19 protein-coding genes are annotated in these 21,820 nt (G+C 62.7%); 10 read left to right on the forward strand and 9 right to left on the reverse strand.

What is annotated here, in order from left to right; all coding sequences use genetic code 11:
* The first annotated feature begins 58 nt into the window (after positions 1-58).
* Positions 59-2,476 carry a DNA topoisomerase (ATP-hydrolyzing) subunit B gene (gyrB, locus tag BUB53_RS17885; RefSeq protein WP_073036640.1) on the forward strand — a complete coding sequence of 806 codons (2,418 nt, stop codon included), beginning with the start codon at positions 59-61 and terminating at the stop codon, positions 2,474-2,476.
* A 5-nt stretch (positions 2,477-2,481) separates the two neighbouring features.
* Here the strand turns inward: gyrB and BUB53_RS17890 are convergent, their stop codons facing one another.
* Positions 2,482-4,386 (reverse strand): ATP-binding protein, encoded by a 1,905-nt coding sequence (locus BUB53_RS17890; RefSeq protein WP_084729311.1) that lies wholly within the window; start codon positions 4,384-4,386, stop codon positions 2,482-2,484.
* Between the two features lie 421 nt (positions 4,387-4,807).
* On the opposite strand from BUB53_RS17890, the gene BUB53_RS17895 reads away from it, so the two are divergent.
* The 4 genes from BUB53_RS17895 to BUB53_RS17910 are packed head-to-tail and all read left to right on the forward strand — an operon-like array spanning position 4,808 to position 8,767.
* Positions 4,808-5,452: a paraquat-inducible protein A gene (locus BUB53_RS17895; RefSeq protein ID WP_073036644.1), complete on the forward strand. Its 645-nt coding sequence runs from the start codon at positions 4,808-4,810 to the stop codon at positions 5,450-5,452.
* Between the two features lie 14 nt (positions 5,453-5,466).
* Positions 5,467-6,105 (forward strand): paraquat-inducible protein A, encoded by a 639-nt coding sequence (locus tag BUB53_RS17900; RefSeq protein WP_073036657.1) that lies wholly within the window; start codon positions 5,467-5,469, stop codon positions 6,103-6,105.
* Positions 6,102-8,195, forward strand: coding sequence for a PqiB family protein (locus BUB53_RS17905; RefSeq protein ID WP_073036659.1), 2,094 nt, complete (start codon positions 6,102-6,104; stop codon positions 8,193-8,195). Before BUB53_RS17900 ends, BUB53_RS17905 begins: the two co-directional genes overlap by 4 nt.
* A gap of 5 nt (positions 8,196-8,200) precedes the next feature.
* A complete protein-coding gene (locus BUB53_RS17910; protein WP_073036660.1) occupies positions 8,201-8,767 on the forward strand; it encodes a PqiC family protein in 567 nt (188 codons plus the stop codon).
* Between the two features lie 9 nt (positions 8,768-8,776).
* Here the strand turns inward: BUB53_RS17910 and BUB53_RS17915 are convergent, their stop codons facing one another.
* The 7 genes from BUB53_RS17915 to BUB53_RS17945 form a co-directional block, all read right to left on the reverse strand.
* Positions 8,777-10,090 carry a M16 family metallopeptidase gene (locus BUB53_RS17915; protein WP_073036673.1) on the reverse strand — a complete coding sequence of 438 codons (1,314 nt, stop codon included), beginning with the start codon at positions 10,088-10,090 and terminating at the stop codon, positions 8,777-8,779.
* Positions 10,087-11,418 carry a M16 family metallopeptidase gene (locus BUB53_RS17920; protein ID WP_073036675.1) on the reverse strand — a complete coding sequence of 444 codons (1,332 nt, stop codon included), beginning with the start codon at positions 11,416-11,418 and terminating at the stop codon, positions 10,087-10,089. Before BUB53_RS17920 ends, BUB53_RS17915 begins: the two co-directional genes overlap by 4 nt.
* 106 nt (positions 11,419-11,524) lie before the next feature.
* Complete coding sequence (locus BUB53_RS17925) at positions 11,525-12,049, reverse strand: DUF3035 domain-containing protein (protein WP_073036677.1); 525 nt, start codon at positions 12,047-12,049, stop codon at positions 11,525-11,527.
* Positions 12,050-12,101: 52 nt separating this feature from the next.
* Positions 12,102-12,575, reverse strand: a complete 474-nt coding sequence (gene lspA / locus BUB53_RS17930; RefSeq protein ID WP_073036679.1) for a signal peptidase II — start codon at positions 12,573-12,575, stop codon at positions 12,102-12,104.
* A gap of 10 nt (positions 12,576-12,585) precedes the next feature.
* Positions 12,586-14,175, reverse strand: coding sequence for a bifunctional phosphoribosylaminoimidazolecarboxamide formyltransferase/IMP cyclohydrolase (gene purH / locus BUB53_RS17935; protein ID WP_073036681.1), 1,590 nt, complete (start codon positions 14,173-14,175; stop codon positions 12,586-12,588).
* 34 nt (positions 14,176-14,209) lie between these two features.
* On the reverse strand, positions 14,210-15,955 hold the full coding sequence (locus BUB53_RS17940; protein ID WP_073036683.1) for a heparinase II/III family protein: 1,746 nt from the start codon (positions 15,953-15,955) through the stop codon (positions 14,210-14,212).
* Positions 15,956-16,146: 191 nt separating this feature from the next.
* Positions 16,147-17,424, reverse strand: a complete 1,278-nt coding sequence (locus BUB53_RS17945; RefSeq protein ID WP_073036685.1) for an RsmB/NOP family class I SAM-dependent RNA methyltransferase — start codon at positions 17,422-17,424, stop codon at positions 16,147-16,149.
* Between the two features lie 67 nt (positions 17,425-17,491).
* Between BUB53_RS17945 and BUB53_RS17950 the strand changes: the two genes are divergently transcribed.
* Positions 17,492-17,671 carry a DUF1674 domain-containing protein gene (locus BUB53_RS17950; RefSeq protein ID WP_073036687.1) on the forward strand — a complete coding sequence of 60 codons (180 nt, stop codon included), beginning with the start codon at positions 17,492-17,494 and terminating at the stop codon, positions 17,669-17,671.
* A gap of 397 nt (positions 17,672-18,068) precedes the next feature.
* Here the strand turns inward: BUB53_RS17950 and dapB are convergent, their stop codons facing one another.
* Positions 18,069-18,887 carry a 4-hydroxy-tetrahydrodipicolinate reductase gene (dapB, locus tag BUB53_RS17955; RefSeq protein WP_073036689.1) on the reverse strand — a complete coding sequence of 273 codons (819 nt, stop codon included), beginning with the start codon at positions 18,885-18,887 and terminating at the stop codon, positions 18,069-18,071.
* Positions 18,888-19,063: 176 nt separating this feature from the next.
* Here dapB and rbfA point away from each other — a divergent pair, with 176 nt between their 5' ends.
* From rbfA to BUB53_RS17975, 4 genes are read left to right on the forward strand one after another with little or no spacing between them, the layout of a single operon-like run.
* On the forward strand, positions 19,064-19,459 hold the full coding sequence (gene rbfA, locus BUB53_RS17960; RefSeq protein WP_073036691.1) for a 30S ribosome-binding factor RbfA: 396 nt from the start codon (positions 19,064-19,066) through the stop codon (positions 19,457-19,459).
* Entirely contained in the window at positions 19,446-20,198 is a 753-nt protein-coding gene (locus BUB53_RS17965) for a phosphodiester glycosidase family protein (protein WP_143163270.1), read from the forward strand. The genes rbfA and BUB53_RS17965 overlap by 14 nt, the downstream gene beginning before the upstream one ends.
* A 54-nt stretch (positions 20,199-20,252) precedes the next feature.
* On the forward strand, positions 20,253-21,158 hold the full coding sequence (gene truB, locus BUB53_RS17970; protein ID WP_073036693.1) for a tRNA pseudouridine(55) synthase TruB: 906 nt from the start codon (positions 20,253-20,255) through the stop codon (positions 21,156-21,158).
* Positions 21,155-21,718, forward strand: a complete 564-nt coding sequence (locus BUB53_RS17975) for a DUF1643 domain-containing protein (RefSeq protein WP_084729301.1) — start codon at positions 21,155-21,157, stop codon at positions 21,716-21,718. The genes truB and BUB53_RS17975 overlap by 4 nt, the downstream gene beginning before the upstream one ends.
* The last annotated feature ends 102 nt before the right edge of the window (positions 21,719-21,820 follow it).

The following is a 21,820-nucleotide window of genomic DNA, read 5'->3' on the forward strand; positions in this document are numbered from 1 at the left end:
GCGTGACATCCCCCCCAGAAAATCGTATAAAATGACAAAAGTGCGAAGGGACAAAAGAATGGCCGAAGCAGCACCGTCGCCCGATGATTATGGCGCGGATTCCATCAAAGTTCTCAAAGGGTTAGAGGCAGTCCGCAAACGTCCGGGCATGTATATCGGCGACACCGACGACGGCTCGGGCCTGCACCACATGGTTTACGAGGTCGTCGACAACGGCATCGACGAGGCTCTGGCCGGTCACGCCGACGCGGTGAACGTCACGATTCATGCCGATTCCAGCATTTCAGTCAGCGACAACGGCCGCGGTATTCCGGTCGAAATCCACGAAGAAGAAGGCGTTTCCGCCGCCGAGGTCATCATGACCCAATTGCACGCCGGCGGGAAGTTCGACCAGAACTCCTACAAGGTCTCGGGCGGGCTGCATGGCGTCGGTGTTTCGGTGGTCAATGCGCTGTCCGATTGGCTGGAACTGCGCATCTGGCGCAATGGCAAGGAACACTACGCCCGGTTCGAACGTGGTGAGACCGCCGAACACCTGCGCGAGGTCGGTCCCGCCGATGGCCGCAAAGGGACCGAGGTGCGTTTCATGGCCTCGACCGATACGTTCTCGAACCTCGACTACAGTTTCGAGACGTTGGAAAAGCGCCTGCGCGAACTGGCCTTTCTGAACTCCGGCGTGCGCATCATCCTGCGCGACGAACGCCCCGAAGAGGTGCTTGAGGCCGATTTGCACTATGACGGTGGCGTGAAGGAATTCGTGAAGTATCTCGACCGTCACAAAACGGCGATGATCGAAGACCCGATTTTCATTACCGGCGAGCGGGACGATATCGGTGTCGAAGTGGCGATGTGGTGGAACGACAGCTATCACGAAACCGTTCTGCCGTTTACCAACAATATCCCGCAGCGTGACGGCGGTACGCACATGGCCGGTTTCCGTGGCGCGTTGACCCGCACCATTCAGAAATACGCACAGGAAAGCGGAATCGCGAAAAAGGAAAAGGTGAACTTTACCGGCGACGACGCGCGCGAGGGTCTGACCTGTGTGTTGTCGGTCAAGGTGCCCGATCCCAAGTTTTCCAGCCAGACCAAGGACAAGCTGGTCAGCTCCGAGGTGCGCCCGGCAGTCGAGGGTCTGGTCAACGAGAAACTGTCGGAGTGGTTCGAGGAAAACCCGAACGAAGCCAGGCAGATCGTCGGCAAGATCATCGAGGCCGCCCTTGCCCGTGAAGCAGCGCGAAAAGCCCGCGAACTGACTCGCCGTAAAACCGCGATGGATGTCAATTACCTGGCTGGCAAGCTCAAGGATTGTTCCGAAAAAGACCCCTCCAAGACGGAACTTTTCCTTGTCGAGGGTGACAGCGCCGGGGGCTCCGCTCAAACAGGCCGGGACCGGGGAACGCAGGCCGTTCTGCCGCTGCGCGGTAAAATCCTGAACGTCGAGCGGGCGCGCTTTGACCGGATGCTCGGCAGCCAGGAAATCGGCAACCTGGTGATGGCGCTTGGCACCGGAATCGGGCGGGACGAGTTCGATCTGTCGAAACTGCGCTACCACAAGATCGTCATCATGACCGATGCCGACGTGGACGGTGCGCATATTCGGACGCTGTTGTTGACGTTCTTCTATCGTCAGATGCCCGAGCTGATCGAAAACGGTTATCTCTACATCGCGCAACCGCCGCTCTACAAAGTGTCGCGCGGCAAGTCGGAAGTGTATCTGAAAGATGAACCGGCGCTCGAAGATTACCTGATCCAGCAAGGTACCGATGATGCGGTTTTGCGCCTTGGTTCGGGCGAAGAGATCATAGGGCAGGATCTGGTCCGCGTGGTCGAAGAGGCCCGCCAAACCAAACGTATCCTCGAAGCCTTCCCCACGCATTACCCGCGCCACATTCTGGAACAGGCCGCAATTGCCGAGGCGTTCCTGCCGGGGCGTGTCGATTCCGATCTGCAAGGCGTGGCCGATACTGTCGCCGAACGGCTGGACCTGATCGCACTGGAATACGAACGCGGCTGGCAAGGCCGCCCGACACAGGATTACGGCATCCGCCTGACCCGCATCGTGCGCGGGGTCGAGGAAATGCGCACATTGGACGGCCCCGTCTTGCGCGGGGGCGAAGCGCGCCGCCTGGGGCAGCTGACTCAGGGGTTGCGCGATATCTATACGCATCCCGCGACATTGGTGCGCAAAGACAGGGTGCAGAATATCTATGGCCCGCTGGATCTGCTGGATGCCATCCTGAAAGAAGGCGAGAAGGGCCTGCAATTGCAGCGTTACAAGGGCTTGGGCGAAATGAATCCCGGTCAGTTGTGGGAAACCACGCTGGACCCCGAGGCGCGTACGCTGTTGCAGGTCAAGATCGACGATGTGGCCGAGGCCGACGATCTGTTCACCAAACTGATGGGTGACGTGGTCGAACCGCGCCGCGAGTTCATTCAGCAAAATGCCTTGAACGTGGAAAATCTGGACTTCTGAACAAGCTATTCGGATGCCACAGCAGGCAGGGTGATCAGAAAAACACTGCCCGCGCCGGGTTTGGATTGCACGCCAAGCGTGCCGCCGGCGCGGGTAACCAGTTTCTGGCTGATCGACAGACCCAGCCCGGTGCCTTCGGCCTGTTTCGTCGTGTAGAAGGGATCGAAGATACGTTTCAGGACATCGGCAGGAATACCGTGGCCTGTGTCCTGCACATCTATCGCCACGTTGCCTTGCGCATCGCGGACGCGGATGGTCAGCGTTCCACCCTGCGGCATCGCCTGAATCCCGTTCAGAATGAGATTGACCAGAACCTGCTGCAATTCTGTCCGCGATATGCGTACCTGTAGATCGCTGTCCAGATGCGTGACGATGGATACCCCTGCCGCCTCGATCTGGTGGCGGGTCAGCACCAGACAATCCCTGACCACATCGGCGGGTGAAATGACGTTGGTCGCCCCCGAGAACTCCTCGGGTTTGGCGAATTGCAGCAGCTTCGAAACGATGGCGCTGATCCTGTAGACCTGATCGTCAATCAGCCGGAACTCGGTTGAAACCTTGTCGGCCTCTTCATTCAGCAGTCCTCGGGCAACTTCCAGATTGCCCTGAATCACCGCAATGGGGTTGTTGATCTCATGTGCGACGCTGGCCGTGATCTCGCCCACGGCGGCCAGCTTTTCGGACATGATCAGTTGTTCGGTCGTTTCTTCCAGTTTGCGGTTGGCTTCGCTCAGGTCGTGGGTGCGCTCGTCAACCTTTTGTTCAAGGCTTTCCGCCCATTCCCGAAGCTGACGATCCCGTTCCTGGATTCGGTCCAGAAGCGTGTCGAGATGGCTGGCGACCTGCGCGATCTCGCCGCTGTCTCCGGCGGGCAGGTTTCGCGCGTTCATATCGCCGGCCTCGACCTTGGCAATGGTTTGCGTCATCTTTTCGAGCGGCCGGAAAATATGGCCTGCCCATCGCAGGAAGAGAGGAACCGAAAGGATGGTGATCAGCAGAAACAGCAAGGTGATGGTCAGAACGGAATTGACCTTCGCTGCCCGGAATGGCGCCTCGAGAAACCCGACATAGAGCATTCCCACCCGTGCGCCGTGGCTGTCTACAATCGGCTCATAAGCCGAAATGTACCAGTCGTTGACGACGAAAGCACGGTCCAGCCAAACCTGCCCGTCGCCCAGAACCCGTTTGCGCACCGCGGCAGACACGCGGGTGCCGAGCGCACGGACGTTTTCGAAAAGCCGTACATTGGTCGAAACCCGCACGTCGTCGAGAAACAGTGTTGCCGTCCCCTGGCTGCCGTCCGGCAAGCTTTGTTCGCGATAGACCAGGGCATTGATCGTATCGATGAAATCGAGGTTCCGGTTCAGTAAACGTCCTCCGACCAATGCGCCGGTCTGCCCATCAGACAGACGGATCGGCGCGGCGGAGTGGATGATCATGCCGCGATCTTCAACGGTGCGATCTGTCGGTACTGCTGCGCGCGTTTCGACCAATGTGATCGCGGCTTTCTCGGTCAGACCGGGCGCAAGCAACTCCAGTTCGGCAGGACGCAGGATATCGACCGCACTGCGCCAGCGCCCATCGAGCGCCGTTGCGATCACGGGCCAGTTCGCGGGCGAAAAGCCTTCGGGGCTATCCTCGCCGTTTGTAATGTAAAGAAAGTCCAACTCCAGCTTTTCGCGCTGTTCTTCCAACAGGGCGTTTCGGGCGCTGTTGTCCTCCATCGCGTCACGCAACGCGACGGAGTTTGCAAACCCGGCAAGGCGCTCGCCCGAGTTCTCAAGCAACCTCTGCAAATATTGATCGGCAATCGTCAGGTCGCCGTTCACCTTGGTAATCAGAATCTCGTCGATCTTACCGGCCCACCGCAACATCGACCCACCCAGCAAGAGCGGAAGCAGTACAAGCATCGGCAGAAGGGCAATCACAAGAAGGCGAATGCGCACCGAGGATAACAGGGTTCTGAAAACAGACACCCGTCAGATCCCTGTGGCTATGACGTTCCGGCCAGATTCGGCGTTATGTAATCGCGCATTCGACATCGTTAAGGAATACTGCGCCGGCATGCCCGGATGCAAGCCAGCCTGGCGTCGCCACGATGGAACTGCGGTATGTAGATTCAGAGAGTGCGCCCTAACCTTGACAAATTACCGCTCTGCCACAGAACCAATTGAAACAGCTGTCGCAAGGTAGAAAAGGATCACCTATTCTGGAATCACCTTGATTCAGGCTCTTCGCTTTTTTGCAGAGATGCGGTGAGCGATTTTACAGGCTTCCAACCGGGGCGCCACGTGATCACCGGTTGGATCGGCAGAATACGTCCGGAGGCACATGACACGACCTCAGTCAGATAGCGACCCACAGAATGCAGGGATTGATCTGGATCGTCTGATTGCCTGTCCCGGTTGCGATGCGGTCTATACTGCCCCACGGGTCGAGCAACACGAGCGGGCTTATTGCGCGCGTTGTCACCATGTCCTGATCGCGCCACGCCGCAAGGCGGGAAAGCAACTGATTGCCCTGGCGCTGACCGTGCTGATCCTGATCGTCGCGGCCTCGGTCTTTCCGTTTCTGGCAATAGACGCGGGCGGTTTGCATCATGGTGCATCTATCCTGCAAACGGCCTTTGCCTTTACCGGGGCGCTGTCGGTCCTGTCTGTCGCCGTCCTGATGTTCATCGTGATCATTCCGATGCTGCGGCTGGTTCTGTTGATCTATGTGCTGGCGCCGATCATTCGTGACCGGCCACCGGCCCGTTGGGCACGCCCGGCCTTCAGGCTGTCCGAGGCATTGCTGCCGTGGTCGATGGCCGAGATTTTCGCGCTTGGCTGCGCGGTGGCGCTGGTCAAGATCGGGGATATGGCACATGTCGTGTTCGGCCCGGCGGCCTGGATGTTTGCGGTTCTCGTCGTGATCGTGGTGGTCACCGACAATCTGATGTGCAGGTATTCGATATGGAAGTCGTTGGAGAATTGAAAACCGCACGCGAGATGGGTCTCGTGGGCTGTACCCGCTGCTCACGTGTTTCGCCCATGGGTACGCAATATTGTCCGCGTTGCGGCAGCGCCTTGCAGTCACGTGACGGGCTGTCATTGCAAAAGGTCTGGGCGTGGTGGCTGGTCGGGCTGATGTGCTATGTCCCGGCCAATCTCTATCCGATGCTGGAAACCCGTACGCTGGTCAGCACCGAAAGCAATACGATTGTCGGCGGTGCAGTGGAACTGGCGCAACATGGCAATTGGGGCGTGGCGCTTATTATCCTCGCGGCAAGTGTCCTGATTCCGGTGGCAAAGTTCGTCTTGATTGCAGGGCTGGCCATTGGTGTTTGGCGCGGTCCTCAGGTTTCCGGGCAGCGGCGGCATTTTCTCTATGAGGTGGTCGAATATATCGGCCGCTGGTCGATGATCGACGTCTTTGTCGTTGCGATTCTGTCAGCGCTGGTCCAACTTCAGGCGCTGGCTTCGATCACTCCCGGACGGGCCAGCCTGTTTTTCGCGCTTTCGGTCATTTTCACGATGCTGTCGGCGCAGAGTTTCGACAGCCGGCTGATATGGGACACCCAGAGACGCGGCGATGCGCCTGACCATGGCTTAGCGTCCGACGATGTCAGAAAGGAAAGTTCCGCGTGACGAGTGTTGATCCAACCCCTCCTGAAGCCCCGGTGAAAGAGGCAGGCCAAAACCTGTTCCAACGGTTCACGTTCGTGTGGATCGTGCCCATCATCGCGTTGCTGACGGTTTTTGGTATTGCGATCCAGAATTATCTGGAACGCGGGCCGTTGGTCGAAATCAGTTTCGAAAATGCGTCGGGAGTCAAACCCGGCACGACCGAGGTCCGGTTCCGCGATGTCGTTGTCGGTCTGGTCGAGGATGTCGGCTTTACCGACGGGCTCGGGCGCGTTTTGGTGTCTGCGCGTCTGGACAAGGATGTCGCGCCCTATGTCGATTCCAGTGCCCAGTTCTGGGTGGTGCGCCCGCAGGTCAGCACGCAGGGCGTTTCAGGCCTGAACACAGTGCTGTCGGGTGTCTATATCGAAGGTGTTTGGGACGATCAGCCAGAAGGTATGCAGCCGCGGTTCGAGGGTTTGCCGGACGCGCCGCTGGAAAGCCTGGGGGAGGATGGGCTGCGGCTGACGCTTCGGGCTGCGGGCAAGACGACGCTGACACCGAACGCACCAATTCTTTATCGGGGCATCACCGTGGGACGTCTTGGTAAAACCCGAATATCCCCCGACGGTGTCGCCGCCGAGGCCGAGGCTCTGATTTTCAAACCGCATGACCGTCTGGTCAGTTCCGCGACGCGGTTCTGGGATACGTCCGGTTTTTCCTTCTCGCTTGGTCCGAGTGGTGCGGTACTGGATTTTTCCTCGGTTGCATCGCTGGTGTCGGGAGGGGTGACGTTTGAAACCATGGTCTCGGGCGGGACCCCGGTAGAGCGTGGCACCAGTTTTGTTGTCCACCCCGATGAGGGAACCGCGCGCTCCAGTATCTTTGCCGCCGATGACGGCGAGCGTGTTACTCTGTCGGCAGTGTTTGATGAGAATGTTTCCGGCCTGGCTGTCGATGCGCCGGTCGAACTGAACGGATTGCGGATCGGCGAGGTGACTGCGCTTAGCGGCCTGGTCGATCCTGATGTGTTTGGCGACAATCGGGTACGCTTGGTGGTGACCCTGTCCATACGTCCCAGTCTTCTGGGCCTCGAGGGTGAAGATGGGGCCGATACCGCCCTGAATTTCATCCGCCAACGCGTCAGCGACGGTTTGCGCGCCCGTCTGGCCACGGCCTCGATCCTGACAGGGGGGCTCAAGGTTGAACTGGTTGATGTGCCCGACGCCCCACCTGCCCGGTTGGAAAGTGGCGAGGCCGATGTGCTGTATATCCCGACCACCGAAAGCGATATCGCGGATGTGTCGGCCACGGCGCAGGGCGTGTTTGAACGGATCAACGCCTTGCCGGTCGAAGAGGTTATGGAACAGGCGATCACGCTGATGGAAAACGCCAATAATCTGATCACAAGCGATGATATTCGAGCCGTGCCGGAAAACCTGAACGGGCTCTTGGGCGATGCGCGCGGAATAGTGAATTCCGACGATATTCAGGCCCTGCCCGAGCGGTTGAATGCGGTGGTCACCGAGCTTCAGGCAACCGTCACCCGCCTGAACGAGCAGGATACGGTCACGCGCCTGACCGCCGCCGTGGATAGCGCCTCCGAGGCCGCCGAAGGCGTAAGCAGTGCCGTGGCCGGGATCCCTGATCTGGTCGAACGACTGAACGCGGTCGCCGCGAAGGCCGAAACGGTCGAGATCGACACGCTGGCGGCAGAGTTTACCGACCTTCTGCAAACCACCGAAAGTCTGTTGGCCAGTGATGCCGCCAGGCAATTGCCGGAAAAGCTGAACGGTGCTCTGGCGGAACTCGGTGCGGTACTGGAACAGTTGCGCGAAGGCGGTGTTGTTGAAAATGCCACCTCGGCACTGGCTTCGGCCAGTGAGGCTGCGGATACCGTTGCCGACGCAGGCCGTGAACTGCCCGACCTGATCGCGCAAGCCAGGGGCGTTCTGGCCCGCGCGAATGCTACACTGGAAGGCTACGAGGCCAGCAACGGCATCGGACGTGATGCGCGCGCTGCCCTCATCGAGGTTCAAAAGGCCGCCAAGGCCGTTGCATCCCTGGCCCGCGCCATTGAACGCAATCCCAATTCCCTACTGACAGGACGTTGAGTACTATGCCCAAAATCGGTTTTGCCCCTTTCCTGTTGACAGCTGTCATCGTGTCCGCTTGCAGCGGCGCGCCCGACCAACGCATTGCAGTCCCCAAGGCGGGCGTCGGCGCGACACAGAGCATCGCCTATCGCTCGGTTGCTTTGCGCGAGGTATCCTTGCCCAGCTATGCGGCGTCCGAGGAAATTTATGTTGCCGATGACGCAGGGCTTTTGAACAGCACTGCGGGCCTGTTATGGGCCGACGATCCCAGCCGGGCAGTGACACTGGAACTATCGCGCTACCTGTCGCAGATCACCCGCGCGCAGATCGCGTCGGAGCCCTGGCCGTTTGCGGGATATCCCGAGGCAGAGGTCGAATTGCGGATCGAGGATATGCTGGCCCATGCCGATGGCACGTTTCGACTGAGCGGGCAGTATTTCGTTTCGTCGGAAACGGGCCGCGATCGGGCGCGTCTGTTTGACCTGACCGTTCCGATCGAGGGCGACGCCACGGCGGCGGATATTGCCGCCGCGCGTGGTCAGGCGGTGCGTGATCTGGCTGTTGCAATCGCGCGCGACGGTTTGCGCTGACAGGTCGCCCTAGTTGATCGAACTGGTCAGCCCCTCGGGTTTGCCGACCACGACGAAGGTCAGTTTCGACGGGTCCAGAAATTCGCGTGCGACACGGTTCACATCGTCCAGCGTCACGGCGTTCACCATGTCGTTTCGATTGGCGATGTAATCCGTATCCAGCCCTTCCATCTGCATGTTGACGGCGATGTTCGCAATCGGCGCGTTTCCGTCGAACCGCAGCGGGTAAGCCCCTGTCAGATAGGTCTTGGCATCGGCCAGCTCTTCTTCGGTGACCCCTTCGTCGCGTATGCGTTCCCACTCGGCGCGGATGACGCTGATCGCTTCGGCAACCCGGCTATTGGCGGATGCGACGGAGCCCAGCCAAAGCTGTGCGTTTTCCTTGTCCACGAGATAGGAATAGACGCCATAGGTCAGCCCGCGCTTTTCGCGCACTTCATTCATCAGGCGGCTTTCGAACGACCCGCCGCCGAGGATGTGATTCAGCAGGTAGGCGGCAAAGAAATCCGGATCGTCCCGGTCGATCCCCGGCTGGCCGAATATGACAACCGACTGCGGGGTGTCGTAATCGACGATCTCGATCCCGCCGGGCAGGTTGATGTCTGCCGCGCCGGGCATGTCAGGGCCAGCTTCGGGCAGGTCGAGCAACAGCTTGTCCAGCAGCGTTGCGAGTTCTTCTTCGGTGATGTCGCCGACCGCGCTGACATACAGTCGCTCACGGGTCAGGGCGGCCTTGTGGGCCGCGACGATATCGTCGCGTGTCAGGTTCGCGACGCTTTCCAGTGTGCCGAATTCGGGACGGCCATAGGGATGATCGCCATACACCAGTTTGGCAAAGGCGTCGCCCGCGATGTCTCGCGGGTCTTTCTGGTTCGAGCGAATGATCGAATTGACCTGTCGGCGCACCCGGTCGATTGCGGATTGCTCGAAGGTCGGATTGATCAGGCTTTCCCGTAGCAGCGCCACGGCCTGGTCCCGGTTTTCGCTCAGGAAGCGGGCCGAAATCCCCACCGTATCGTCCGAAGCGTTGTAACTGAACGACGCGGCGAGCGTTTCGGCCTCGCGGGCGAAGCTGCGCGCATCCATATCGCCTGCGCCCTCTTCCAGCAGGCCGACCATCAGGCCTGTCAGCCCTTCCTTGCCGTCCGGGTCCAGCGACGTGCCGCCCTGAAACCGCAGTTCAAGCGCGACGAAGGGAATCGAATGTTCCTCGACCAGCCAGGCGTTGATGCCGCCGGGGGTGGTCATTTCCTTGATATTGACCTCGGCCCATGCGGGCAAAGCCGCAAGCAGGGTTACGAATGACAGAACGAAACGCATCATTGGGTCACCTCCGGTGCGGCCAGCCAGCCGGTCACGGCTTTGTCTCGGTCAAGAATCTCACGCGCGGCGGCCATGATATCTTCGGCTGTCACCGCTTGCAGGATATCGGGCCACGCTTGCACATCCTCTACGGTCAGGCCCTGCGTCAGGGCGCGGCCATAGCGATTGGCCAGCCGACCGACATCGTCCTGCCCATAGATTTGCGAGGCGCGCATCTGCATCTTGATCCGGTCCAGTTGCTCGGGATCGACGCCGGTTTCCAGGAAACCCGCAATCACGTCATCCATTGCGTCCTCGGCTTCTTGCAGGGTGACGCCGGGCGCGGGCATGACCACCAGATCGAAGGTCGAGTCATCCAGCGATGTGTCCCCGTAATAGGCGGCGGTGTTCACCGCCTGACGGGTTTCGAACTGCAATTCCTCGGCCAGTACCGATGTCGATCCGCCCCCAAGGATTTCAGCCAGCAAGGTCAACGCCGCTGCCTTCTCTTGTGATCCGCTGTCACGTTCGGGGGCAAGATACGAGCGTGTTACATAGGGCTGCGCCACGCGTGCATCCCTGAACACCATCCGCCGCTCGGCCATCTGGCGCGGTTCCTGCGGGCGCGCGCGTTCGGGCAAAGCAGGATTCGCCGGCAACTTGCCATAGTGCTTTTGCGCCATGTCGCGCACATTGTCCGGGGTCACATCGCCGGCAACGATCAGGATGGCGTTATTGGGCGCGTAATAGGTCTGATAATACTCCAGCGCATCCTCCAGCCCCAATTCGCGCATCTCGTGCTGCCAGCCTATGATCGGAATGCCGTAGGGATGATTGAGATACTGCGCCGCGCTCATTTGTTCGCGAAACAGCGCGCCGGGATTGTTCTCGACCCGCTGGTTGCGTTCTTCGATGATCACATCGCGTTCGGTCAGGATGTCGTCTTCGCCCAGTTGCAGATTGACCATCCGGTCGCTTTCCATCTGCATCATCAAATCCAGACGGTCCGCTGCGACACGCTGAAAATAGGCGGTGTAGTCATAGCTGGTGAACGCATTGTCGCTACCGCCATTGCGCGCCACCGTGGCCGAGAACTCGCCCGGCTCCATCGTTTCGGTGCCTTTGAACAGCAAATGCTCCAGAAAATGCGCCACACCCGAGACGCCGGGTTTTTCGTCTGCCGCGCCCGCGCGATACCAGACCATGTGAACGACGACAGGCGCGCGATGATCCTCAATCACGACCACGTCCATTCCGTTATCCAGTGTAAAGGATGAAACCTGTTCCTTGGCGACGGCGGGCAGGGCCGCGGCAAGACAGAACATGGCGCTTGCGATAAGTCGGCGCATGAAACACTCCGTTTGACGGCGAATGGCTGTGGGTAAGATACGGTGCGGTCAGCACGTTTCAAGCGCAATGACGGTCAATGACAGTGTTGTGAGCACCCGCCCCGTATCAGTCCTCGGGCGGGGGTGCGCTTGGCGTCTCGATCCCGCGCTGACGCATCCTGCGTTCTTCGCGCGAGGCTTCCAGCCACTGACGTTTATAGGCGTCGGTATAATCGTCCGCATTGCCGAGCCGGATCAGGTTGACACGGCCATGGCGTCGGCGGGTTTCGATGTCTTCGCGGCGCGTTTGCTGGCGGATGCCGGGCTGTGTGCCATAGCGGCTGGCGTGCCGTACAAGGCCCCCGTCCGAAGCGGCAGGCGCGGTGCCCCGCATCACGGCGGGATTTCCGCCAAGAGCCGCAATGCCTTCTTCCTTGGGCCGGGGGTCAACCAGATTCACCGTGCCCGGTGCCGGAGCGGGCAGGCTGGCGTAGTCCTCGGGCGCTTGCAGCGGTTTGGTCGGCAGAATCGTGAACTCATTGGGCCCGTTGCCCTTGTCCTTGATCCGCTTGAGCACGATGTCGTCATCCCGGCTGCTGCACGCGGCAAGCCCGAGAACAAGGATCATCAGTGTGATACGCGGCAAACCCATCGCCCGTCTCCTGCAATTTCGCGACCAGATGTAACGCATCCTGCGCCTGAGGTCACGAGGCCTTTTTACCATCGTGGCTGAACAGCACCATGCCCAATGCCCCTGCAAAAACCGCGATATCGGCCACGTTGAACGCATAAGGATTGTTCAACCCACAACAGGACATATTCAGAAAGTCCGCAACCGCTCCGTAAATCAGCCGGTCGATCACGTTTCCAAGCGCGCCGCCAACCAGCAGGCCAGCGGAAATTTTCTGCCAGAAACCGGCAGGGTCGCGATACACCCACCACAGAACGGCGGCGGAAATCACCAGGGCAACCGCGATCAACACCCAACGGGTCAGCGGGCTGTCCTGAGCCATCAGGCCGAAATTGATGCCGTAATTCCAAGCCATGCGCAGGTTCAGGTAGGGCGGAAACAGATCGATCGACCCGATCTGCGCCAGGTTCATCCCGTGCACGACCCAGTATTTGGTCACCTGATCTATCAGGAACGTGCACAGTCCTACCCAGAATACCAAACGCATTGCCTGTTCCTCAGTGCCGGAAGTGGCGCATGCCGGTCATGACCATGGCCAGCCCGGCCTCGTCAGCGGCGGCGATCACCTCGTCGTCACGCATCGACCCACCCGGCTGAATGACCGCCGTCGCGCCCGCCTCGGCAGCGGTCAGCAGGCCATCGGCAAAGGGAAAGAACGCATCCGACGCAACGACGCTGCCTTGCGTCAGAGGTGCGTCGAGGCCAAGCGCCTCGGCCATGTCCTGCGACTTGCGGGCGGCGATCCGGCAACTGTCAACGCGGCTCATCTGGCCCGCGCCGACGCCCACGGTGGCCCCGTCCTTGACATAGACGATGGCGTTCGACTTCACGTGCTTGGCCACGCGCCAGGCAAACAGCATATCGGCCAGTTCCCGGTCGGTGGGGGCGCGTTTCGTCACCACCTTGAGGTCCGAGGCGTCCAGCCGCCCGTTATCCTTGTCCTGCACCAGATAGCCGCCCGAAACCTGGCGCAGCATCAGCCCGGATTCGGCAGGGTTGGCGAGGCCCGGCGTGGTCAGCAGGCGCAGGTTTTTCTTTTTGGCGAAAATGTCCCTGGCGTCCTGATGTGCGCCGGGGGCGATCACCACCTCGGTGAAGATGTTGCAGATTTCCTCGGCGGTTTCCGCATCGAGGGTCGAGTTCAGCGCAATGATCCCTCCAAAGGCCGACGTGCGGTCGCAATCGAACGCACGCGAATACGCCTCTTTCAGGGTTGCACCACGGGCCACGCCGCAAGGGTTGGCGTGTTTGATGATGGCACAGGCCGGGCCGTCCTTGGGCAGGAATTCACTGACCAGTTCAAAGGCGGCGTCGGTGTCGTTGATATTGTTGTAACTCAGTTCCTTGCCCTGATGCTGGGTGGCGGTGGCCACGCCGGGGCGGTTGCTGCCGTCGACGTAGAACGCCGCGTTCTGATGCGGGTTTTCACCATAGCGCAGGGTTTGCGCCAGCTTGCCGGCGACGGCGCGGCGGCGCGGCGCCTGTTCATCCAAGGCACCTGCCATCCAGGATGAAACGGCGGCATCATAGGCCCCGGTGCGGGCATAGGCCGTCAACGCCAGACGCTGGCGGAAGGCATAGGTGGTCTGCCCGTCATTGGCGGCAAGTTCGTCCAGCAGCGGTTGATAATCCTCGACATCCACCACCACGTTGACAAAGGCGTGGTTCTTGGCCGCCGCGCGGATCATCGCCGGGCCGCCGATGTCGATATTCTCGATGCAGGTGTCATAGTCGGCACCCTTGGCGACGGTCTCCTCGAACGGGTAAAGGTTCACCACCAGCAGGTCGATGGGCTTGATTCCATGCGCCGTCATTGCCGCCATGTGCTGATCGTTGTCGCGCAGGCCCAACAGGCCGCCATGCACCGCCGGGTGCAGGGTTTTCACGCGGCCATCCATCATTTCGGGGAACCCGGTGACATCGGCAACATCCCTGACCGTCAGCCCGGCGTCGCGCAGCGCCCTGGCGCTGCCGCCTGTCGACAGAAGCTCGACACCCCGGTCGGCCAGGGCCTGACCCAGTTCGACCAGTCCGGTCTTGTCGGAAACGGAAAGAAGCGCGCGTTGCACGGGGGCGAGATCGGTCATTGGCAGCAGATCCTCGGGTTGGCTTGTGTTCTGTTCAATCGTCTTCGGTGACCGGCTCGAGCGCGTCTTGCGTCAGGTCGCGGATGCCGATGGGCGTTTCCTGCGCTTTGGCCAGTGACCACCTTGTGCGGGTCGCATACTCCATCATGCGGCCGGATAGAACGATTTGTTTGGTCGCACGCGGTTTGAGGCGTGTTTTTTCCAGATAGACACTGGGTTCAAGCGATAATTTGACCCGCCCGTCGGTGCGGAACACCCAGATTTCTCCGCTTTTGAGCGCCATCGACACTGCCGCGCCCCCCATGTCGAGGCTGGCGTCCACATCCGGGTGCAGATGAAACCGGACCGCATAGGGAATGCCCTGCAGGCCGACCGCGTCCATCGCCTTGTCAAAACGGCGCTTGTCGGCGTCTGCCAGCGTCAGCAGCATGTCCTCGCCCGCGATGCCACGGCCATCGAAGGTCAGGTCGATGCTGCGGGTGTGGGTGAGGCCGTGGGTCTTCAGGTATCCGTCATGCGCGCCTTCGAAGCGGAGGCCATCGGGGGCCTGGCTGACCGCGATCGGCACCTTGCGGGGGGCTTCGGTCAGCCAGTTCTGCCGCTGCGGTCCGCGTCCGAGGCGGGAGCTGGACTGACGGGCGACGACCAGAGTGGAATGCGAAGGCGTGGCGCGGCCGGCGCGTTGCCATTGCGCGCCGAACTGCGCGCCTGAACCGCAGTTCACGATAAGCGGGCGGCGGCCCGAGGTCAGTTCGAATGCCAAGGTCGAGGCATGGGCGTTGATCGAAGCGCGCCCCTCGGGTGGGGGCGCGGCATCAATGATGACGCTGGTCCGGCCCGCGCTGAGACGGGCGTAACCCATTGATAATCCATCGGGTTGCCGGGTCTTGACCCCGCTGTTGGCCAGCGCGTGATCCAGCCGCCCCTCGAGCCCGCGCCCACCGCCGTGGAACCGGGCCAGTGCGCCGTCGGAGTGGCGCAGGGTGCGCAGGGTGGGGGCGATGCGTTCGATCGCGGCCCAATGCGCCTTGCTGAGGGTCAGGCCCGACTCGGACAATGCAACCGAGGCCCAGGTCAGCAGGGTGAAAACATCCAGCAATTCCTCGGGGTTACGGGTGGGAATGCCGCCTGCCGCGTCGATCTGGGACTCGCATTCGCGGGCCAGCGCACGCACCGCCGGATCGACATGGCTTTCCATTCCCTCAAGAGACAGCCCGGCATAGATAAGCCCTGTCAACGCTTCGAACCGGGGCAGGCCGGGGCGCGACGCCTTCCACCGGCGCCCAAGGAAAATTGTCTGTTGTGCCAATGACTTGTAAAAGGCTGCCGAGTCGTTTCCCTCGTGCCCGTTGAGCAGAAACAGCGCGTGGTTGATCCAGCGGATCAGCCGCCGGCCCGTCAGGTCGGGGGTCCAGCCCGGCCCCTTGCCGCCGCCGTAGCGGTCGATCCAGGTCCAGACCCAATCCTGCGCGCAGGTGCGGGCGGGGGGATCGCCCGCGGCGGCGAGATCGTCGAGCCAGCCGAAGCCGTGCAGGTCCTCGGCGAAGGAGGAATCGGGCGCCTCCAGATCCCACATATTGGTCTCGGGGCTTTGCAAAAGATGGCCGGAAAACAGGAAGTTACCCGATGATATCTGCCGCCCTCGGGCAAAGCTGCCGATGGTGCGCGGTTCGGGTTGCGACACGAAAGCGGTGGCCGGGCGCGTCCAGGCCGCGCGGCGCGCGGCAAGGCGGTTCATCAGGCGCGAAAGATGCGCTGACAGGGTTTCGGAATGCGACATATACCTGACCTCTGAACGCTCTTACCGGCGTTGTTGGCCGCACTATAGACCGGCCCGCCCGCCAAGTCACCGGAAGATTCCGGCCCGTGGCCTCGGGTTTTGTACGAAACGTACGAAGTGTACGCGGGTTTTGTACGAAAATCGGCACGATTGGCGAAAGTCGTGTCCATGATGGACGCAACGCGGCCCGATCAGACGCGCAGGCAGGCGATGTAGAACCCGTCCATCCCGCCCAGATCGGGCCAGTAATCGGGGCGCAGGCGCAAGCCGCCCTCTTCGGTGATCCATGCCGGATCGACGCCCGGCAGATCGGCCACGGCGGCGCGGTCCACGGACAGGCCGGGGTGACGTGCGAGCGCTTCGTCAACCTGACATTCACCTTCGTCCGGCAAAAGCGAGCAGGTGCAGAACACCAGCCGCCCGCCGGGCTTGAGGAGAGACAGCGCATGATCCAGCATCGCCGATTGCAATTCGATCAGAGCCCCGAATTCCGAACCGTCCTTGGCATAGGGCAGGTCGGGGTGGCGGCGAATCGTGCCGGTGGCCGAACAGGGGGCATCCAGCAGGATCGCGTCATAGGGCCCGCCGGAATGCTCCAGCGCATCACCGGTGACGCAGGTCGCCGACAGCCCGCAGCGGGCGAGGTTTTCGCGCACCCGCTCCATCCGCCGCTCGGAGAGGTCGAGCGCGGTGACATCCGCCCCGGCGGCGGCCAGTTGCAAGGTCTTGCCGCCCGGCGCGGCGCACATATCCAGTACCGTTTCGCCCGGCTGCGCGGCCAGCACCCGCGCGGGCATGGCGGCGGCGGCGTCCTGCACCCACCAGTCGCCCGCGTCATAGCCGGGCAGTGCCGAAACCTGCCCGGCATCGGACAGGCGCACCGACCCCGTGGGCAGGAGCGTGCCGTCCAGCTGCGCGGCCAGCGCCGCCGGATCGCCTTTGGCCGTCAGGTCGAGTGGGGCCCCGGCGAAATGCGCCTTTTCCATCGCGCCCACGGCCCCGCCGCCCCAGGCCTGAACCAGCGGATCGCGCAGCCATTTGCGCAGCCGGGGCAGGCGCAGGTCGTTCCACGAGCGGCCCGCACCATCGGCCATGTTGCGCAGCACGGCGTTGATCAGCCCCTTGAGGTTGCCATAGCGTTTGTGCCCCCCGATCAGGCCGACCAGATCGTTGACCACGCCATGCGCGTCGCCGCCATTGCACAGTTCGACCGTGCCGAGGCGCAGGATGTTGAACACATGCAGCGGCGGGGGTTTGCGCAGGTGGCGTTTGAGCAGGCGGTCGGCGCGGTCCATGCCGCGCAGGGTGTCGTTGGCCAGCCGTTGTGCGCGGGCGCGATCCGCCGGGTCCAGCCGGTCCAGCGCGCCGGAGGCGATCAGATCGGACATCAGCCGCCCCTCGCCCAGAACCTGATCGAGAAGATAGACCGCGCTGCGGCGGGCAGAGGGCTGGGGCGGGCGCTGCGACATCGGATTTCCTTGGCCTTGGGCTGAAGCGGGCATATATCAGGGGCACCGGATCAAAGGAAGCCTGACCATGAGCGAGGAAAAACGCGACCTGCCGCCCGAGGCGCTGCGAGCGCTGGCCGAGGCCGAGGAGCGCCGCCGCAAGGCGCAGGAGATGGACCTGCCCAAAGAGCTGGGCGGGCGGCGCGAGGGGCTGGAGCCCGTGCGCTATGGCGACTGGGAGAAAAAGGGGCTGGCGGTCGATTTTTGACGGGTGGCCGGGTTTCTTCCGGCTGGCGGAACAGACGTTTGGCGTTTGGGGTGTATAGCCGTGTATCGCGGGGCCGCGGTGCGGCGATGCGCGGCGGCCTGTGCCTTGATCCCGAATGAGAAAAAGGATCGCTCGGTCTGTGTAGCCTCATCCGCTGTTCAGATGGCAAGCCGCTCTTTTCTACAGAATCGGGTAAAGTCCTTGCGCGAAATAGCGCCGAAGGCGCCGCGCATCGCCAGACCGCCCCCGGGCTGGCGATTGGCTGACGTTTGCACCCCGCTTAAATCTATTTCGGATATGGCTGAGATAAAGTGCCAGCGCGCAAACGTTGGGTCGCCATCCCGCGGTCTGGCGCTGCCCGGCTTGTCAAAGGCCGTCGCGCGACCACGCTGCCTTGTCACCCGTCGCCAAGCCCCAGCACGTCCAGCATGTCGTATTCGCCGGGTTTGCGCCCTTGCCCCCAGAGCGCGGCCTTGAGCGCGCCGCGTGCGAATACCGCGCGATCGGTGGCGACGTGGCGCAGGATCACCCGCTCGCCCGCGGCGGCGAACATCACGTCATGTTCGCCCACGATGTCCCCGCCCCGGATGGCGGAAAACCCGATATGGCCGCGTTCGCGCTTGCCGGTGATTCCGTCGCGGCCCCGGTCCGACACCGCATCAAGCGACACGCCGCGCCCGTCGGCAGCGGCCTGACCCAGCATCAGGGCGGTGCCCGAGGGGGCATCGACCTTCTGGTTATGGTGGGTCTCGATCACCTCGATGTCGTAATCCTCGTCCAGCGCGGCGGCGACCTTTTTGGTCAGTTGCACCAGAAGGTTAACCCCGAGGCTCATGTTCCCGGCGCGCACGACGATGGCGTGGCGCGCGGCGGCGGCGATCTTTTTCAGGTCGTCCTCGCCCATGCCGGTGGTGCCGATCACATGCACGCAACGCGCCTGCGCGGCGATGCCCGCGAACTCGACCGTCGCGGCAGGCGCGGTAAAGTCGATCACCGCATGGGCGCGCGCGAAGGCTTCGAGCGGGTCGTCGGTGACGGTGACCCCGATTTCGGCACCGCCCATGGCGCGGCCCACATCCTGACCGATCCAGTCATGGCCGGGACGTTCCAGCGCGCCGACAAGCCGTGCGCGGTCGCTCTCCTGCACGGTGCGGATCAGCATCTGGCCCATGCGCCCCGAGGCGCCGGTGACAACGATTCCGGGCAGGTCTGTCATGGTCGGGTCTCCGTTTCACTGTTGGCGGGTGTGTAGCGCGGGCCGGGGGGCGCGCACAATGGGCAAGCGTCCGGCGCGCGGGGCGGGCGGCGGAATTTGAGCATTCGTGCCGGGAAGAAGAACCGGGGGGCTGCATTCACCTTGGCAAAGAGGCGCGGAGCGACTAGATGCGGGACATGGCTAAGAACAAGTTTCATGACGGGCCCGGCCCCTCGCAACGGCAGCTTCGCGTGGGCGAACTGATCCGCCGGACCCTGTCCGAGGTTCTGATGCGTGGCGATATCCACGATCCCGACCTGAACCGCATGTCGGTGACGGTGGGCGAGGTGCGCGTGTCGCCCGATCTCAAGATCGCGACGGCCTATGTTCTGCCGCTGGGCGGCGAGGGGCAGGAGGATGTCGTGCCCCTGCTGGCCCGCAACAAGGGCGAATTGCGCCGGGTGATCGGCAAGAAGCTGGGGCTGAAATTCTCGCCCGACCTGCGGTTTCGCATCGACACCACGTTCGACCAGATGGACGAAACCCGCCGTCTGTTCGCACAGGACAAGGTGCGCCGGGATGTCGAAGGGTAGAGTGCTGCGCTGGCTGGCCGCGCTGATCGCGCTGGCCGGGCCCGCCGCTGCGGTGGAGTGCCGGAGCGTGGAGCATGCCGGGCAGGCGTTCACCGTCTGCGAGGTCGATGCCGGGCGCGAAGAGCTGCGCCTGTTCCTGACGGACGAGCAGAGCGGCAAGCCGCTGGCCAGTTTCGGCAATGTCGATGCGGCGCTGGCACCCGGGGGCGAGCGGCTGGATTTCGCGATGAACGGCGGCATGTATCACACCGACCGCCGCCCCGTGGGGCTGTACGTGGAGCACGGGCAGGCGCGCGCGCCGCTGGTCACCTCGGCGGGGCCGGGGAATTTCGGCATGTTGCCCAACGGGGTGTTCTGCATCCGCGAGGGGCGGGCCGACGTGATCGAGACCCTGCGCTATGAGCGCGAGGCGCCGGGCTGCCGGGCTGCCACGCAATCGGGGCCGATGCTGGTGATCGACGGGGCGCTGCATCCGCGATTCCTGCCCGACAGTGACAGCCGCTATGTGCGCAACGGGGTGGGGACCTCGGGCGACGGGCGGCGCGCGGTGTTCGCCATTTCCGAGGGGCCGGTCACGTTTCACGAGTTCGGCACCCTGTTTCGCGATGTGCTGAAGGTGCCGCAGGCGCTCTATTTCGACGGCAATATCTCGCGGCTTTATGCGCCGGGGATCGGGCGGCACGATGGCGGTTTTCCCATGGGGCCGATCGTGGGTGTCGTGGGGCGCATGCCGAATTGACAGCGCGCGGGGCTTGGGCTAGGCCCGCGCCTTCATCGGACAAGGGGGCGACACATGGCACGCAAACGCAAGGGGCGCGATATTTCCGGCTGGCTGGTCGTGGACAAGCCGGCGGGGATGACCTCGACCGCGGTGGTCAACAAGGTGCGCTGGGCATTGCAGGCGAAAAAGGCGGGCCATGCGGGCACGCTCGACCCCGAGGCGACGGGCGTTCTGGCGGTGGCGCTGGGCGAGGCGACGAAAACCGTGCCCTATATCACCGACGCGCTGAAAGCCTATGAATTCACCGTGCGGCTGGGGCAGGCCACCAATACCGACGATGCCGAGGGCGAGGTGATCGCGCAAAGCGACGCGCGCCCCGACGATGACGCCATCAAGGAGGCGCTCAATGCCTTTATCGGCGAGATCATGCAGGTGCCGCCCAAATATTCCGCCGTCAAGATCGACGGGCAGCGCGCCTACAAGCTGGCGCGCGACGGTGAGGACTTCGAGGTCGAGGCCCGCCCGCTCTGGGTGGAGGAACTGCTGATGACCGACCGGCCCGATGCGGATCATGTCACGCTGGAAATGACCTGCGGCAAGGGCGGGTATGTGCGCGCCATCGCCCGCGATCTGGGCGAGGCGCTGGGGTGCTTTGGCCATGTCACGCGGCTGCGGCGCATCTGGTCGGGGCCGTTCCGGGCCGAGGACGGGCTGACCATCGAACAGATCGACGAGATGGCGAAAACGCCCGAGCTCGATGAGCATATCCGCCCGCTCGAGGAAGGGCTGGATGACCTGCCGCAAGTGAGCTGCACCGATGCGGGGCTGGCGCGGCTCAGGAACGGCAACCCCGGCATGGTGATCACCCATGATGTCGAATACGGTGAGGAATGCTGGGCCTCCTACGACGGCAAGGCCGTGGCCGTGGGCCGGTTCAAGGCCGGGGAACTGCACCCCAGCCGGGTGTTCAACCAATGAGCGGCGGCGCGGCGGCGCACGATCCGGGCGGCAAGGTGCGCCTGAAACTGCCCGACGGGGTGATCGGCGGCGCCACGTTTTCCGACTGCGGCCGCTACCGGCAGGCGCTGACCCGTGACTGGACTCCCGAAGGAGAGGCGCCGCGCGCGGTGCTGTTCGTGGGCATGAACCCGTCGGTCGCTGCCGCCGACGTGTCGGACCCGACCTGTCACCGCGAGTTGATGTTCGCGCGCGACTGGGGCTTTACCCGTTACCTGAAGGGCAACGTGCTGGACTGGCGGGCGACCTCGCCCAAAGATATTCCCGCCGATCCCGCGCTGGCCGGGAGCCCGGCCAATATTCCGGCGCTGGTCGAAATGGCCAATGACTCGGAACTGATCGTCATGGCCTATGGCAAGCTGCACAAACGGTTTCAGCCCGTGGTGCAGGAGGTGCTGCGCGCCATGGCCGCCACGGGCAGACCGTTGCGATGCCTTGGGCTGAACAAGGACGGTTCGGCCAAGCATCCGCTCTACCTGCGCAAGGACACCCCGTTGATGGATTTCCCGTTGCCGGAGTAAGCGCGGGCAAATCCGCGCTCCACTTTTCTTCTTGCTGAAAATATCCCGGGGGAGTCGCCGCTTGCGGCGACGGGGGCAGCGCCCCCCAAACAGCGGGGCGGC

Source organism: Roseovarius pacificus (genome assembly GCF_900142665.1).
Classification (GTDB): Bacteria; Pseudomonadota; Alphaproteobacteria; order Rhodobacterales; family Rhodobacteraceae; genus Roseovarius; species Roseovarius pacificus.

What these genes read in the sequence shown, in the direction of transcription:
- gyrB (WP_073036640.1), top strand. Translation starts at nt 59, where the DNA reads ATGGCCGAAGCAGCACCGTCGCCCGATGATTATGGCGCGGATTCCATC.
- BUB53_RS17890 (WP_084729311.1), bottom strand. Translation starts at nt 4,386, where the DNA reads ATGCTTGTACTGCTTCCGCTCTTGCTGGGTGGGTCGATGTTGCGGTGG.
- BUB53_RS17895 (WP_073036644.1), top strand. Translation starts at nt 4,808, where the DNA reads ATGACACGACCTCAGTCAGATAGCGACCCACAGAATGCAGGGATTGAT.
- BUB53_RS17900 (WP_073036657.1), top strand. Translation starts at nt 5,467, where the DNA reads ATGGGTCTCGTGGGCTGTACCCGCTGCTCACGTGTTTCGCCCATGGGT.
- BUB53_RS17910 (WP_073036660.1), top strand. Translation starts at nt 8,201, where the DNA reads ATGCCCAAAATCGGTTTTGCCCCTTTCCTGTTGACAGCTGTCATCGTG.
- BUB53_RS17915 (WP_073036673.1), bottom strand. Translation starts at nt 10,090, where the DNA reads ATGATGCGTTTCGTTCTGTCATTCGTAACCCTGCTTGCGGCTTTGCCC.
- BUB53_RS17920 (WP_073036675.1), bottom strand. Translation starts at nt 11,418, where the DNA reads ATGCGCCGACTTATCGCAAGCGCCATGTTCTGTCTTGCCGCGGCCCTG.
- BUB53_RS17925 (WP_073036677.1), bottom strand. Translation starts at nt 12,049, where the DNA reads ATGGGTTTGCCGCGTATCACACTGATGATCCTTGTTCTCGGGCTTGCC.
- lspA (WP_073036679.1), bottom strand. Translation starts at nt 12,575, where the DNA reads ATGCGTTTGGTATTCTGGGTAGGACTGTGCACGTTCCTGATAGATCAG.
- purH (WP_073036681.1), bottom strand. Translation starts at nt 14,175, where the DNA reads ATGACCGATCTCGCCCCCGTGCAACGCGCGCTTCTTTCCGTTTCCGAC.
- BUB53_RS17940 (WP_073036683.1), bottom strand. Translation starts at nt 15,955, where the DNA reads ATGTCGCATTCCGAAACCCTGTCAGCGCATCTTTCGCGCCTGATGAAC.
- BUB53_RS17945 (WP_073036685.1), bottom strand. Translation starts at nt 17,424, where the DNA reads ATGTCGCAGCGCCCGCCCCAGCCCTCTGCCCGCCGCAGCGCGGTCTAT.
- BUB53_RS17950 (WP_073036687.1), top strand. Translation starts at nt 17,492, where the DNA reads ATGAGCGAGGAAAAACGCGACCTGCCGCCCGAGGCGCTGCGAGCGCTG.
- dapB (WP_073036689.1), bottom strand. Translation starts at nt 18,887, where the DNA reads ATGACAGACCTGCCCGGAATCGTTGTCACCGGCGCCTCGGGGCGCATG.
- rbfA (WP_073036691.1), top strand. Translation starts at nt 19,064, where the DNA reads ATGGCTAAGAACAAGTTTCATGACGGGCCCGGCCCCTCGCAACGGCAG.
- BUB53_RS17965 (WP_143163270.1), top strand. Translation starts at nt 19,446, where the DNA reads ATGTCGAAGGGTAGAGTGCTGCGCTGGCTGGCCGCGCTGATCGCGCTG.
- truB (WP_073036693.1), top strand. Translation starts at nt 20,253, where the DNA reads ATGGCACGCAAACGCAAGGGGCGCGATATTTCCGGCTGGCTGGTCGTG.
- BUB53_RS17975 (WP_084729301.1), top strand. Translation starts at nt 21,155, where the DNA reads ATGAGCGGCGGCGCGGCGGCGCACGATCCGGGCGGCAAGGTGCGCCTG.